Below are 13775 nucleotides of genomic sequence, written 5' to 3' on the forward strand. Positions count from 1 at the left end.
CCGTTCATGTTCAACTACAACGCCCCGCGCTGACCCCACCGCCCATGCAGAGCAAGGACACCACCGTCGACCAGTACCTCGCCTCGCTTCCCGAGGAGCGCCGCGTGGCGCTCTCCGCCGTGCGCGACGTCATCCGGAAGAACCTCGATGGGGGCTACGAGGAGGGCATGCAGTACGGGATGATTGGTTATTACGTCCCGCACACGGTGTTCCCGGCGGGCTACCACGTCGATCCGAAGCAGCCGCTGCCGTTCGCGTCACTGGCCTCCCAGAAGAACCACATGGCCGTCTATTTGATGTGTGTCTACGGCCAGCCAGAGCAGGAGCAGTGGTTTCGCGAGGCGTGGGCGAAGACGGGCAAGAAGCTCGACATGGGCAAGTCGTGCGTGCGCTTCAAGAAGCTCGAGGACGTGGCGCTCGACGTGATTGGCGAGGCCATTCGCCGCATGCCCGCGAAGAAGTACATCGCGCACTACACGTCCGTGATCCCGCCTCCGGAGAAGAAGAAGGCACCCGCCGCCGCGAAGGGCAAGCCGGCGGCGAAGCGGAAGCCGGCGGCGAAGAAGCGCGCGAAGTGAGCGTCATGACGACTCACCCCCGATGGAGATAGCGCTGGAGGAAGCCCAGCGTCCGCTCCCAGCTGTCCTCCCAATCCTGCTGTCTCATCATGTGGTCCGACTCCGGGTACTCGAAGTACTCGACGTGGGAGCCCCAGCCAGGCAGTCCCTGCCAGAGCGTGTGGGCGAAGTCGCGCGCCTGGTGCGGCGGGACGACGCCATCCCGGCCCGCGTTCACCATCAGCAGGGGATTGCGCGCGCAGTCCCACGGACGGTGGACGGGCGCGTGGCGCATCAACTCGCCAATCTCCTCGGTGACGGGTCCCTCCCGGGGCGTCCAGTCCGGCGAGCCGAGCAGGGACACCGTGGCCTGGACCCGCGAGTCCTCCATGGCCACGGCCAGCGCGGTGTACGCCCCGAACGAGATGCCCACGAGCCCGATGGGGCCATGGCCCTCGTACACCACGTGGTCGATGACGCGGGACACATCCCGGGCGGCCTCGCGGATGGCATGCAGCAGGCGCGCATGGGACTCGCCAGGGCCGAGCTGCTCCATTTCATCCAACCACGCGTCGCGCCGGGCCCCGTGGTGCGGGGCGTCCACCCCCACCGCGCTGAAGCCCCGGTGGGCGAGCAGGTTCAGCTCCCCCCGCTGGATATCCGCGTTGGCGCCCAGCCCGTGCAGGACGAGGACGGCCGGAGCGGGCCGGGGTTCGACGTGCAGCTTGAGTACGGGAATGCGGCCATCCACCTGGAAGCGGTATTCGTCGGGCATGTGGCGAGTCTAAGGGGGGAGCCGCGAGGCATGCATCGCCCCTGGCGCCCGGGTGTGATAGCCCGTCCGGGTGAGCTCTTCCTTCAAGACCCTCGGCCTCTCCGATGAATCGCTCGATGCGGTGCGGCGTGCCCGCTTCGCCTCGCCCACTCCCATCCAGGCCCAGGCCATCCCTCCGGCGCTCGCCGGACGGGACGTCATCGGCTGCGCCGCTACCGGCACCGGCAAGACCGCCGCCTACCTGCTGCCCCTCGTCGAGCGGCTGGCCGGGGCGCCCGGCCCGGCCGGAGTGGTGCTCGCCCCCACGCGGGAGCTCGTCCAGCAGATCGCCGACGAGGCCACCTTCTTCGGCCAGCCCCGGGGCCTCGCCCAGGCGGTCGTCATCGGCGGCACGGACGCGACGGCCCAGGTCGAGGCGCTCCGTCAGAACCCCTCCCTGGTGCTCGCCACCCCGGGCCGGCTGGCCGACCTGCTCCAGGCGGGCGTGGTGAACCTCTCCACGGTGCGCATGCTCGTGCTGGACGAGGCGGACCGCATGCTGGAGATGGGCTTCATGCCCGAGTTGGAGAAGATCCTCGCCGCGCTGCCCCGCGAGCGCCAGACGCTCCTGTTCTCCGCCACCCTGGGCCACAACGTGACGCGCTTCGCCCAGGAGGTGCTGCGCAAGCCCGTCCGGGTGGAAGTCACGCCGAGCGGCACGCCCGCCGCGCGCGCCGTGCAGCGGCTGTACGACGTGAAGTCCGAGGAGAAGTACCCCCTCCTGCTCACGTTGCTCGCGAGGGATCAGCTCAGCGCCATCGTCTTCACCCGCACCCGCGAGCGCGCCGAGAAGGTACAGGGCTACCTCAAGGAGGCGGGCCACAAGGCCGCCCTCATCCATTCCGATCGCACCCAGGGACAGCGCCGTCAGGCGCTCGAGGGCTTCCGCAAGGGGCAGTACCGGTGCCTGGTGGCCACGGACATCGCCTCGCGCGGGCTGGACGTGGAGGACATCGGCCACGTCATCAACTTCGATCTGCCGCACTCGCCCGAGGACTACGTGCACCGCATCGGCCGCACGGCGCGAGCGGGCGCGAGTGGGCGGGCCTCGACCTTCGTCACCGAGCGGGACGCGGAGACGATGATCGCCATCGAGCGCATCACCCGCATGAGCCTGCCGCGCACCGAGGTGCCCCGGAAGGATGCGGTCTACCTCGAGGCGCTGGAGGCGTTCCGGGCCCGGAAGGGGGACGACGAGTTGCTGGACGCGCTGGACGCCCCGCGCCCCCGTGCGGCCGAGAAGGCGCCGGCCCGTCCCGCCCGTGCGAAGGGGGCCGGGAGCGAGGCACGAGGCTCGAGCCATCCGCGCGAGCGCTCGGAGCGAAGGGGAGGGGAGTCCAGCCGCCGGGAGGCCCCGGGCCGGGGCGGAGGGGCTTCTCGGGGCACGGGCCGTGCCAAGGGCCGGGAAGAGTCGCGCGAGCGCGGCGAAGGCCGGAGCACGGGCCGCGCCAAGGGCCGGGAGGAGTCGCGCGAGCGCGGCTTCGGCCGGAGCGCGGCGCCTCGTGGCGCGGCGAAGGCGGGGGGCAAGGCACCTCGGGCCGCGGGGGGCCCGGGACGGAGTGGTCCCCGCGGTGCCAGCGCGGCTCGCCCGGGTGGCCGGTCGGGTGGGCGCAAGGGAGGACCCGCGCGTGGGTCGGGTGCGCCTTCTCGAGGACGGGGCGGCGGGGGACGGGGGCGCCGGTAGCCGAAGTTGATTCTTCGGGCACGTCAAGGGACATGGGCTGACACGTCAAAGGATGGCTTGACGCATCGGCGGTGCTGGCTGACACGTCAAAGCCATCCATGGGGACCATGCCTCTCCTCTGCCAATGAGAGGCATGGTTGTTGCTGAGCCCCCGCCCCGAGAAGCCGCGCACCGTATCCGGCCGCGTTCTGGTGGAAGACAACCTCCAAGAAACGATGGACCCCCCATGGAGAGGACCATGAAGAACATGAGACGTCTTGCGAATTCCCTCACGCTTTGCACCGGCATGTTGCTGCTGGCGGCGGCCCCCGCGTGGGCGCAGAAGGAAGAACTCTGGCTCGAGTCCCAGAGCGGCACCCCCATCCGCGGCACGGCGGTGCTCAAGCGGGGCACGCCGTATCTCCTCACGATGAAGGGGACCTACAACACGTGGAAGACCCTCGCCAACACCGGCTCGAAGTCAGGCAAGCCGGAGCCCACGCCATTGTTCCCGAGCCCGAAGGGCGCGAACAAGCAGGTGGGGATCGACCCCGAGTTCGTCTTCGCGTGGCCCGCGGGCTCCAGCCTGGATAAGAGCTCGCAGCCCTCTCCCGCGAGAGCGAGCAGCATCCAGGTCAGCTTGGATGGTGGGAAGACGTGGAAGCACCCGTCCAGCACGGCGCCCTTCAACGCGACCGATCACGCGTACAACTACGAGCTGGCTGGAGACGACAATGCGCTGCAGGTGCGCTTCGTCGACAATCCCTACAGTGACAACTACGGGCGCGTGCAGATCTCCGTGCAGCCCGCCGAGGAGCTGTGGCTCGACTCCCGGAGCGGTGCCCCCATCCGCAGCGAGCTGGTGCTCGGGAAGGGCAAGCCGTATCGCTTCACGATGCAGGGGACGTTCAGTGCGTGGGGTGGCTTCACCGCCGCCGGCGCGAACTCGGGCAAGCCGGAGCCCACGCCCATGTTCCCGAGCCCCAATCGAGCGAATCAGCAGGTCGGCATCGACCCCGAGTTCGTCTTCGCGTGGCCCAAGGGCTCCGGTTTGGAGAAGAGTCCGGAGCCTTCTCCCCGGAGAAACACCGGCTCCATCGAGATCAGCCTGGACGGGGGCAAGACGTGGAAGCACCCGTCCAGCACGGCGCCCTTCAACGCGACCGACCACAAGTACACCTATGAGGTGAGTGGGGACGGCAACGCGCTGCAGGTGCGCTTCCTCGACAAGCCCTACGGCGACAACTCCGGACGCGTGCGGATCTTCCTGCTGCCCGGTGCCTAGCCTCCTCCGCCCGGCCGTGGGGAGGCTGCTTCATTCCGGGCTCATCAATCGTGGTAGCGTGTGCCATTTGGTACGACCAGGGGGCCACCACGTTGCACGGTCTTTCGAGCCAAGAGCGTTCCACGGTGTTCGTCGTGGATGACGATCCCTCGGTGCTGCGCAGCCTCTCGCGCATGTTCCAGCTGGAAGGGTACGCGATCGAGGGCTTCGACCACCCGCGGCAGATACTGGAGCGAAAACCCGGAGGGCGTCCGGGGTGCGTGGTGCTGGACCTGCGCATGCCGGAGCTCAACGGGCTGGAACTTCAGGAGGAGATGCGGCGCGCGGGGTGGAAGCAGCCCATCATCTTCATCAGCGGACACGGGGATGTGCCGGCGGCGGTGAAGGCCATGAAGGCCGGTGCCGTGGACTTTCTGCCCAAGCCGGTCGGCATGGCGGAACTGCTGGAAGCGGTGGAGCGGGCGTTGGCGCGGGACCGGGCGGCGGTCGCCTCCGAGCAGGAACTCGAGGCGCTGCGGGTCCGCTTCTCCACGCTGTCGCCCCGCGAGAGGGAGGTCTGCCAGGGGGTGGCGCGGGGGCTGCTCAACAAGCAGATCGCCGCCGAGCTGGGCACCGCCGAGCAGACCGTGCGCCTGCAGCGCGCCCGAGCCATGGAGAAGCTGGCGGTGGACTCGGTGCCCGAGCTGGTGCGGCTGCTGGAGCGGCTGGGCTCACCGTCGTGAAGCCAACCACTGGGACACTTCCGTCAGTCGGGGGGCATTGCCGCGGCGTTGCCAGTCCTTCTGGGACCGGGTGGCCAGCTCGAGGGCACGAGGACGCTCCTGCTTCGACTCCCAGAGGGCCTGGGCCAACACGAACCGCGTCTCCGTGGCCGCCTCCTCCGGCGCGAGCCGCAAGGCCCGCTCGAGCAAGGGCACGGCGGCCGCGGGCTTGCCGCGCGCCAGTTGGAGCAACCCCAGCCCGGTGAGCGGTTCCGCCAGTCCGGCGTGCTCTTGCGGCTGTTGTTGCAGGGCCAGCGCGCGATCCAACTGCGGCTGCGCCTCCTCATACCGGCCCAGCCGCGTGAGGGCTCGGCCCAGCAGGGTGCGCGGGATGGAGAGCATCGGGTGCTGCGGACCCAGCGCCTTCTCCAGCACCGCCAGCGCGCGCTCCAGTCGGGCCTTGGCCTCTTCATTCCGGCCCAGGTCCGCGAGCACTCCCCCCAGGTTGGTGAGCATGGCCGCCACATCCGGGTGCTCGGGCCCAAAGGTCTTCTCCTGAATGGCCAGCGCGCGCTCGAACCGCAGCCGCGCGTCTTCATACCGGCCCAGGCTCGCCAGATCGATGCCCAGGCTGGCGAGCACCTTGGAAACGTTGGGGTGCTCAGGGCCCAGCGCCTTCTCCAGGATGGCCAGGCCGCTCTCATGCCGGGCCCGGGCCTCCTCGTACCTTCCCTGCTCCAGGAGCACATTTCCCAGCTGGCTGAGCAGGGTGGCCGTCTGGAGATGATCGGGGCCCAGGGCCGCCTCCACGATGTCCAGGGCGCGCTCGTGCCGGACCCGGGCCTCCTCGAACTGGCCCAGCTCCTTGAACACGATGCCCAGGGAGGCGAGCGTGTGGGCTACCGACAGGTGCGTGGGCCCCACCGTGTCCCGCTGGATGGCCAGGGCGCGCTCGAGCCGCTCCCTCGCCTGCGCGTACTGGCCCATGCGCCGCAGCACGTTGCCCAGGTCCATGAGCGCCAGGGCCACCTGGAGGTGGCTCTTTCCGTGGAGCTTCTCTCGAAGGGACAAGACGCTCTCATAGTGCTCCCGGGCCTGCTTGAACTGGCCCACGTTCTCCAGCAGCCGACCGCGCACCTGGAGCGAGTCGGCGCGAGTCGCCTCGTCTCCCGCCAGCTCCACCACCGTCTCCACCATCGGCTCCAGCCACTCGGCGTCCTTGGGGCGGGCCTGGCGGATGCCCACCAGCAGCAGCCGAAGGTTCCAGGCTCGCGCCACCAGCACCGCATCCCTGCCCCTGGCCGCCTCGGAGATGGCCCGCAGCGCCGTGCTCTCGCTGCCCTTGTAGTCGCCCGCGCCCTCTTGCAACTGGGCCCGGAGCAGCAGGGCTCGCGCAAGCAGGGGCGCATGGCCCACCGGCTCCACCTGGGGCAGCAGCTGCTCGCTCAGCGCCAGCCCCTCTTTGTACTTTCCCGCCGAGAGCAGCACCGCCAGCGGCTCCACCCGCGCCCGCAGCGCCTCCACCCGCGCGCGCACCTGGGGATCCTCGGGAGGCGGCACCGCCGCCAACAGCGCCTGGGCATCCGCGCAGTACTCCAGCGGCGGCAGCGCCTGCGCCACCGGCACCGCCTTGTCGACGAGTTCCGGATCCGGCCCGCGCCCCAGCAGTCCGGTGAAGGTCTGGAGCTGGCTGCGCCGCTGCTCCAGGCAGGCCTCCCGCAGGAGCTCCAGGCGCTGGGCGCGCGGTGCCTCCGCCGGGTGCGCGGCCGCCACCTGGCACACTTCAATCCGCTGTTTCACCCAGGCCTGGGCGTACCCATCCAGCAGCCGCTCCACGCGCCGCGCGGTGTCTTTCGCATACGGCAGTCCCGTGGCCTCCAGGGCCTGGGTGACGCGGGCCTTCACCGGCGCGTCCCATACGCCCTCCAGGCGGCGCTCCAGACTCTCGCAGCCGGGGCCCTGCTGGCGCCCCCACGTCCAGACCGCCAGCCCCGCGAGCAGCGCCACCGACGCGGCCAGTCCGCCCATCCGCAGCCAGGTGCGGCGCCGCACTTCGGGATCGTCCTCCAGCCGCCGCAACACCTGCTCCAAGGAGCCAGGTCGCTGCAGCGGGTCGGGGTGCAGGCCCTGCAAGACCGCGCGAGAGACCCAGGCCGGTACCTGTGAGTCCTCGGGAGGAACCGGTGGCTGGCGCTCCTTGAGCCGGAGGATCGAGGCCATCGAATCCATGGGGTATGGGACCCGCCCATGGAGCGCCTCATGGAGCGAGGCACAAAAGGCATACACGTCACTGCGCACGTTCGCTGTCTGGCCTTGGAGCAGCTCCGGAGCCATGTACGCGGGCGTTCCCAGCACGGAGCCCGGCAGGGTGAGCGGCGCCTGCATCGCCGAGCTGGGAAGGGCGGTGACAGGCGGCTTGGCGTCGTCCGGGACGGACCCGGCACGTGCCAGACCAAAGTCCGTGACGCGCACCCGGCCGTCCTCGCCGACCAGGACATTGTCCGGCTTGAAGTCGCGGTGAACGAGGCCCGCCGCGTGCGCGGCCGCCAGCCCGCGCCCCGCGTCCAGATAGGCGTCAATCACCTTGCGCCAGGGCCGGGGCGGGGTGTGCTGGCACCAGCTGCGCAACGTCTGTCCCTGGACGTATTCCATGGCGATGAAGACGGAGCCATCCTCGAGCTTCCCCGCGTCATAGACCGCCACCACGTGGGGGTGATTGAGGCGGGCCATGCTCTGCGCCTCACGCACCATGCGGACCTGAGCCAACCCATCGCCGCCGCGGTCCGCCTCGCGCGAGTGCACCAGCTTCAGGGCCACGCGCCGATCCAGCCTCGCATCATAGGCGGCCAACACCACGCCCATGCCGCCCTGACCCAAGACGTCCAGCACGGTGTAGCGGCCCGCCAGGGTGCGCCCGGGAGCCACGTGCAAGCCCTCCCCCCCTGACACGGGGGGGGTGGGCCGCTCGCCCTCCGAGGGGGCGGGGCCTCGCCGCGGGCTGATGACCGTGCGGGCTTCCCCGGGGGCCGCCGTGCGCTCATCCTGCTCGGGCTCACTCATCCACGCAGCTCCTCGTCTGGTCCGCGAATGGAAGACAGCCCATCCACAACTCCGCGTGCCTGTCAATTCGACCTGGAGCGTACGGGATGGAATGATGGGAGCGAGCGCAGGAGGGGAGGTTGCGGCCTGCACGGAGAATGGGGATGCGCGCCCTGGGCGTTGTGATGCCGTGGCTGATGGCCACCCCGCTCGCGGCCGCCGAGCCGGGCAACACGGTGCTGCTCGCGGTGGTGGCGGCGGGCGTGCTCCAGGCCGTGCTCATCGTCGTGCTGTCGCTGGAGCGGCGCAGGCGCAGGGGGGCCCAGCGGCTGAACCTGGCGGTGCTGGATTCGCTCCCGGGCGCGGTGGCCATTCTGGACAGGCAGGGCGCGGTGCTTCGGGCCAGCGCCCCCTCGGCCCAGCGCGAGGGGCTGGGCGCGTTGTCCACCCAGAGGCTCCTCTTCGCGGGCAACTCCTTCCTGCGCTCCCTCCAGAAGTTGGCGCACGAGGGAGAGCTCGAGACGGCGGGGGTGGCCACGCTGCTGGAGGACGTGCTCTCGGGTCGGGTGGAGGAGGGCATGGTGGAGTTCCGGGGCCCTCGGGCGGATACCTGGTTCGAGCTGCGCGCCCGGCGGCTGGAGCTGCCGGGCGGCGGCGCCGTGGTCACGGTGGTGGACGCGACTCCGCGCAGGCTCGCCGAGCTGGAGACACGCCGCGCCCGGGACGAGCGGGCCCACATGGAGCGGGTCGCCGCGGTGGGCGAGCTGGGGGCCTCCATCGCCCATGAGCTGAACCAGCCCCTGTCGGCCATTCTCACCAACGCCGAGACGGCGCGGCGGCTGCTGCAGCGCTCGCCGGTCGATCTCTCCCTGCTGCGAGAGATGCTCGATGACATCATCGCCGACGACAAGCGGGCCGGAGAGATCATCCGCCGCACGCGGGCATTGCTGAAGAAGGACCAGGGGCCCTTCGTCTCCCATGACTTCAATGCGCTGGTCCGCCAGGTGGCGCGGCTGGCCGGCAATGATGCGCAGCTTCGGGGAGCCACCCTCACGCTGCAACTGGCGGACACGCCGCTGCCCGTGAGGGGAGATGGGGTTCAGCTCCAGCAGGTGGTGCTCAACCTGATCATCAACGCGCTGGATGCGGTGAGCCCGTGCCCGCCCGGGGAGCGGCAGGTGTGGGTGCGCACCCAGCGGACGGAGGGACGCGTGGAGTTGGTGGTGGAGGACACGGGCGTGGGCTTGAGCGCGGAGGCGCGTGAGCGCCTCTTCGAGCCGTTCTTCACCACCAAGCCGGCGGGACTGGGCATGGGCCTGTCCATCAGTCGCTCCATCCTCGAAGTGCACCAGGGCCGGCTGCAGGCGGAGCCCCGGCCGGGTCGCGGCACCCTGTTCCGGTGCTCCCTTCCGTCTGACCTGTTAGCGGGTGTTTGACCGCGAGAGCCCGAAGAGCTCGCGCAACCCCTCCGGGAGCCGGGTGGGCGCGCGCCCGAGCAGCGTCTCGAGGTCGGAGCTGGTCTCGTCCAGCTGATTGCTTCGGATGTCGGAGAAGAAGCCGAGGAACCGGCGGGCGAGGTGCTCCGGCAGGCCGGCCCGCGCGGCGTCCGCGACGTACTCCTCGTCGGAGATTCGTGTGTAGTCGACGGTCCTGCCCGACACCTCGGTGAGGGCGGCCGCCACGTCGTCGAAGGTGTAGCCACGGGAGGCGGCGACGACGTAGGTGCGGTCCGCGCCCTCGTGGTCGAGCATGGCGTTGGCGAGGGCCTCGCCCATCTCGCGGCGCAGGGCGTAGGCGACCTTGCCGTCGCCGGCCGGCAGCCGGATGCCGGTCTCGAAGACCCGCGGGCCACCGACGTAGTGCGGAACGGTGTCGAGGTACAGAGCGTCGCGGAACAGCACGTGGGGCAGCCCGCTGCACCGGATGCGGTCCTCGGTCTCGAAGTAGTCGTGCATGAGCGTGTTCTCCGAGGCCTGGATGTCCCTCAACGATCGGCTGGCGAACCCGATCAGCCCGACACCGGCGCGCCGGGCCGCGTCGATGACGTTCTGGTGCTGCTGCACGCGGCGCTGGGGGGTGTTGCCCGCGATGAGCAGGACGCGGTCGACGCCGGCCATCGCCCGGTCGAGGGCGGCGGTGTCGTCGTAGTCGCCAACCCGGACCGAGACGCCGCGCGCCGCGAGGTCCCCAGCCTTGCTCTCGTCGCGCGCGAGCGCGGCGATGTCAGCGCCGGCGGTGCGCTCCAGCAGGCGGCGGACGACGGCGGACCCGAGCTGTCCGGTGGCTCCAGTGACGAGGATCATGAGCGTTTCTCCCTGACGAGGACCAGATACATAGCGTGCTATGTGAGTGGATAGCACGCTATGTGATAGAGCGGCAAGCAATGGATATCGACTACGACACGGGCTACTTCGTCACCCGGACCGCCAGGGCATTCATGCGCGTCGCCGAGGCGCAGCTGCGTCCGCTGGGACTCGGCGTCGCCCACATCCCGGTGCTGGTCTGCCTGGCCGAGGAGGGGGCGCTGACCCAGACGGAGATCGCTCAGCGCACGCACGTCGAGCAGCCCACCGCCGCCGCGCTGCTGCAGCGCATGGACAGGGCCGGCTTGATCGAGAGGTCGCCCGACCCGCGAGACCGCCGGGCCACCCGCATCCGCCTCAGTGCCCGTGCCGAGAAGCTCTTGCCGCGGGCGCTCGAGCTCCTCGGGCAATCGAACGACGAGGCCACGGCTGGCCTCTCCTCCAAGGAGATCGAGACGCTCCATGGCCTGCTGCGTCGCGCGCTGGCCAACCTCGCCGCGATGACCGACGAGCAAAGCTAGGCGCGCTCCCCGGTCAACGCTCGTGGGGCGCCAGGAAGGTGTCAAAGAACTACCAAGAAGGTGTCTACCAAGAAGTTGTCAAAGAACTCGTACCGACACCTCATCTCCTCACGAGTAAAGGAATTCTTTGGACCCACTGTCTTTGACCTGTTGTCCACTGATGAACAATCTCATGTGAGCGCTCACAATTCGGGCTGTTCGAGTATTGACGGGTTGGACGCGACGTCGCTACGGTGAGCAGGAGTAAAGTTCAATCGAGCGGATGTCTTGACCCGGGTCGGGCGGCGTCCGGTGTCGCGGCTGCTTGCCCATTCCCACTGACGATGACGATGAGGACTCCAATGCGAGGAACACGCTGGTACGCGGCGCTCGCCGCAACCACTCTCTGTTTGAATAGCGCCACCGCCGCGGCTTCCGCCGGGGGTCGACCGTCCACGGACTCAACCCAAGGGGTGGCCACCGCGGCCGGGTTGCCATCAAGCTTCCGCTGGTCGTCCAGCGGGGTTTTGATCGGCCCGAAGTCCGACGCTTCGCACAACATCGTCGCGGTCAAGGATCCGACCGTGGTGCGCTACAACAACAAGTGGCACGTGTTCGCCTCGACCGCCAATTCGGCCGGCAACTACAACATGATGTACACCGGCTTCGCCGACTGGTCGCAGGCGTCCTCGGCGTCACAGTACTACCTGGACCGCTCGGCGATTGGCGCCGGATACCGCGCGGCGCCGCAGGTGTTCTGGTTCGCGCCGCAGAACCGCTGGTACCTGGTCTACCAGACCGGTCTGCCGTCGTACTCCACCACCACCGACATCGAGAGGCCCGAGACGTGGTCGGCGCCGCGCAACTTCCAGAGCTCGATGCCCGACATCATTCGTGGCAACATCGGCAACGGGTACTGGGTGGACTTCTGGGTCGTCTGCGACACCGTGAACTGCTACCTGTTCTCCTCCGACGACAACGGCCATCTCTACCGCGCGCAGACCACGGTGGCCAACTTCCCCAATGGGTTCACCAACACCGTGATGGTGTTGCAGGACTCCAACAAGTACGCGCTGTGGGAGGCGTCGAACATCTACAAGATCAAGGGCACCAACACCTATCTGCTGATCGTCGAGGCGATCGGCAGTGACGGCAAGCGCTACTTCCGGTCGTGGACCGCCAACGGCATCACCGGTTCGTGGACGCCGCTGGCGGCAACGGAGAGCAACCCGTTCGCGCGCGCGAACAACGTCACGTTCCCGTCGGGTGCCTGGACCAACGACATCAGCCACGGAGAGATGATCCGCTCCGGCATCGACCAGACGATGGAGATCGACCCGTGCCGCTTGCAGTACCTCTACCAGGGCAAGAACCCCTCGGCGGGCGGTGACTACAACCTGCTCCCCTATCGGCTCGGGCTGCTCACCCAGACCAACTCCTCCTGCTGACCACGGCGTCAGCGAAACTGTCGTTCGGGTTTGTCCACACCCAGGCCGACGCCGCGTTCCGGGGTCGGCCGCCCATGACTGCTACTGGTTCGATGGTACTCCAGGCCATCGGACCGAATGCTCTTCTCACAAGTGCTGGGAGTAACATGAAAACGTCATTTGTATCGCGAGCGCTCCTGCCTCTGCTGGGCGCATGTCTTTTCGGTGCGAACGCATCGGCGCAGGACATCGTCATCGATCCATCGAAAACGCATCAGGTCATTCGCGGCTTCGGCGGCATGAATGGCCCGGGATGGATCGACGATCTGACTCCGGCCCAGATCGATCTGGCCTTCGGCAGCGACGTCGGCCAGCTCGGCCTGTCGATCATGCGGATGCGCATCGACCCGTCGAATTCCAGGTGGAATCTGCAGGTGCCCTCGGCCGCGCGCGCGCGTGCCAAGGGGGTGCTCCTGCTGGGGTCGCCGTGGACGCCTCCCGCCTACATGAAGTCGAACAACAACCTGAACAACGGCGGCAAACTGCTGCCGCAGTATTACGAGGCCTATGCGACGCACCTGCTCGGGTTCGCCAGCTACATGGCCAACAACAACGCGTCGCTGTACGCGATCTCGTTGCAGAATGAGCCCGACTGGCACCCGGACTACGAGTCGGCGGATTGGAGCGGGACCGACTTCGTCAATTTCCTGAATGCCCAGGGCGCCAGGTTCGGCACGCTGAAGGTGTTGGCCTCCGAGTCACTGAACTTCAACCCGGCGGTGACCGATCCCATCCTCAACAGCGCCACCGCCAGCCAGCACGTGGACATCGTCGGCGGCCACCTGTACGGCGTGCAGCCGAAGGACTATCCGCTGGCCCGGAGCAAGGGCAAGGAACTGTGGATGACCGAGCACTACACCGACAACACCGACGGCAATGTCTGGCCGTCGGCATTGGAGGTGGGCAGCGAACTGCACAAGAGCATGGTCGCCAACTACAGCGGGTACATCTGGTGGTACATCCGACGCAGCTACGGCCTGATCTCGGAGAACGGCAGCGTCAGCAAGCGCGGTTACGTGATGTCCCAGTTCGCGCGCTTCGTCCGGCCCGGCTCCGTGCGCATCGGTACCACCGAGAAACCGTATTCGGACGTCTATGCGACCGCGTACGCGACGCCGGACGGCAAGATCGTGCTCGTCGTCGTCAACACCAGCACTCAGCACCGAGTCCTCAACGTCAGCGTGCCGAGCGGCCGCGTGGCCAGGTTCACCAAGTACGGCACCTCGTCGAGCCTGAACGTCGGCTATGGCGGCGGCTATCAGGCCCAGAACGGCAAGGCGTCGTTCTATGTCGATCCGCAGAGCATTGCCACGTTCGTCGGCGAGGCCACCGCGAGCGCGACCGGCGCGTCCGAGGGCACCTCGTCCGGAGACTGAGCCGGACGCGGTCGGCTTCTCCGCCTCCCGGACGTTCGGCCCGGTGCTCC

General features: G+C 68.8%; 11 protein-coding genes. 8 read left to right on the forward strand and 3 right to left on the reverse strand.

Going from position 1 to position 13775, the window contains the following annotated elements; all coding sequences use genetic code 11:
* The first annotated feature begins 44 nt into the window (after positions 1-44).
* Positions 45-578 carry a DUF1801 domain-containing protein gene (locus D187_RS04135; RefSeq protein ID WP_002622380.1) on the forward strand — a complete coding sequence of 178 codons (534 nt, stop codon included), beginning with the start codon at positions 45-47 and terminating at the stop codon, positions 576-578.
* A 13-nt stretch (positions 579-591) separates the two neighbouring features.
* On the opposite strand, the gene D187_RS04140 is transcribed toward D187_RS04135, so the two are convergent.
* Positions 592-1332 (reverse strand): alpha/beta hydrolase family protein, encoded by a 741-nt coding sequence (locus D187_RS04140; RefSeq protein WP_002622379.1) that lies wholly within the window; start codon positions 1330-1332, stop codon positions 592-594.
* A 70-nt stretch (positions 1333-1402) separates the two neighbouring features.
* On the opposite strand from D187_RS04140, the gene D187_RS04145 reads away from it, so the two are divergent.
* The 3 genes from D187_RS04145 (at position 1403) to D187_RS04155 (ending at position 5041) form a co-directional block, all read left to right on the forward strand.
* Entirely contained in the window at positions 1403-3055 is a 1653-nt protein-coding gene (locus D187_RS04145; RefSeq protein WP_002622378.1) for a DEAD/DEAH box helicase, read from the forward strand.
* Positions 3056-3293: 238 nt separating this feature from the next.
* On the forward strand, positions 3294-4319 hold the full coding sequence (locus tag D187_RS04150; RefSeq protein ID WP_002622377.1) for a hypothetical protein: 1026 nt from the start codon (positions 3294-3296) through the stop codon (positions 4317-4319).
* Positions 4320-4444: 125 nt separating this feature from the next.
* On the forward strand, positions 4445-5041 hold the full coding sequence (locus D187_RS04155; protein ID WP_002622376.1) for a response regulator transcription factor: 597 nt from the start codon (positions 4445-4447) through the stop codon (positions 5039-5041).
* On the opposite strand, the gene D187_RS58660 is transcribed toward D187_RS04155, so the two are convergent.
* Positions 5030-8080, reverse strand: a complete 3051-nt coding sequence (locus tag D187_RS58660; RefSeq protein ID WP_051256208.1) for a serine/threonine-protein kinase — start codon at positions 8078-8080, stop codon at positions 5030-5032. The two genes, D187_RS04155 and D187_RS58660, sit on opposite strands and share 12 nt — an antisense overlap.
* Positions 8081-8223: 143 nt before the next feature.
* Here D187_RS58660 and D187_RS04165 point away from each other — a divergent pair, with 143 nt between their 5' ends.
* A complete protein-coding gene (locus D187_RS04165) occupies positions 8224-9495 on the forward strand; it encodes a sensor histidine kinase (protein WP_002622374.1) in 1272 nt (423 codons plus the stop codon).
* Here D187_RS04165 and D187_RS04170 read toward each other — a convergent pair.
* Positions 9481-10362, reverse strand: coding sequence for an SDR family oxidoreductase (locus D187_RS04170; protein ID WP_002622373.1), 882 nt, complete (start codon positions 10360-10362; stop codon positions 9481-9483). The genes D187_RS04165 and D187_RS04170 overlap by 15 nt on opposite strands.
* Before the next feature lie 80 nt (positions 10363-10442).
* On the opposite strand from D187_RS04170, the gene D187_RS04175 reads away from it, so the two are divergent.
* From D187_RS04175 to D187_RS04185, 3 genes are all read left to right on the forward strand, one after another.
* Positions 10443-10883 carry a MarR family winged helix-turn-helix transcriptional regulator gene (locus D187_RS04175; protein ID WP_002622372.1) on the forward strand — a complete coding sequence of 147 codons (441 nt, stop codon included), beginning with the start codon at positions 10443-10445 and terminating at the stop codon, positions 10881-10883.
* Between the two features lie 470 nt (positions 10884-11353).
* The gene (locus D187_RS04180; protein ID WP_076606083.1) at positions 11354-12310 is read left to right on the forward strand and encodes a glycoside hydrolase family 62 protein; all 957 of its coding nucleotides are present in this window, start codon (positions 11354-11356) and stop codon (positions 12308-12310) included.
* Positions 12311-12456: 146 nt separating this feature from the next.
* A complete protein-coding gene (locus tag D187_RS04185; protein ID WP_002622370.1) occupies positions 12457-13725 on the forward strand; it encodes a glycoside hydrolase family 30 beta sandwich domain-containing protein in 1269 nt (422 codons plus the stop codon).
* Positions 13726-13775: the final 50 nt, after the last annotated feature.

It is taken from the genome of Cystobacter fuscus DSM 2262, assembly GCF_000335475.2.
Taxonomy (GTDB): domain Bacteria; phylum Myxococcota; class Myxococcia; order Myxococcales; family Myxococcaceae; genus Cystobacter; species Cystobacter fuscus.

Coding starts and splice junctions, on each gene's coding strand:
- D187_RS58660 (WP_051256208.1), bottom strand. CDS start 8,080: ATGAGTGAGCCCGAGCAGGATGAGCGCACGGCGGCCCCCGGGGAAGCC.
- D187_RS04140 (WP_002622379.1), bottom strand. CDS start 1,332: ATGCCCGACGAATACCGCTTCCAGGTGGATGGCCGCATTCCCGTACTC.
- D187_RS04165 (WP_002622374.1), top strand. CDS start 8,224: ATGCGCGCCCTGGGCGTTGTGATGCCGTGGCTGATGGCCACCCCGCTC.
- D187_RS04135 (WP_002622380.1), top strand. CDS start 45: ATGCAGAGCAAGGACACCACCGTCGACCAGTACCTCGCCTCGCTTCCC.
- D187_RS04185 (WP_002622370.1), top strand. CDS start 12,457: ATGAAAACGTCATTTGTATCGCGAGCGCTCCTGCCTCTGCTGGGCGCA.
- D187_RS04175 (WP_002622372.1), top strand. CDS start 10,443: ATGGATATCGACTACGACACGGGCTACTTCGTCACCCGGACCGCCAGG.
- D187_RS04150 (WP_002622377.1), top strand. CDS start 3,294: ATGAAGAACATGAGACGTCTTGCGAATTCCCTCACGCTTTGCACCGGC.
- D187_RS04170 (WP_002622373.1), bottom strand. CDS start 10,362: ATGATCCTCGTCACTGGAGCCACCGGACAGCTCGGGTCCGCCGTCGTC.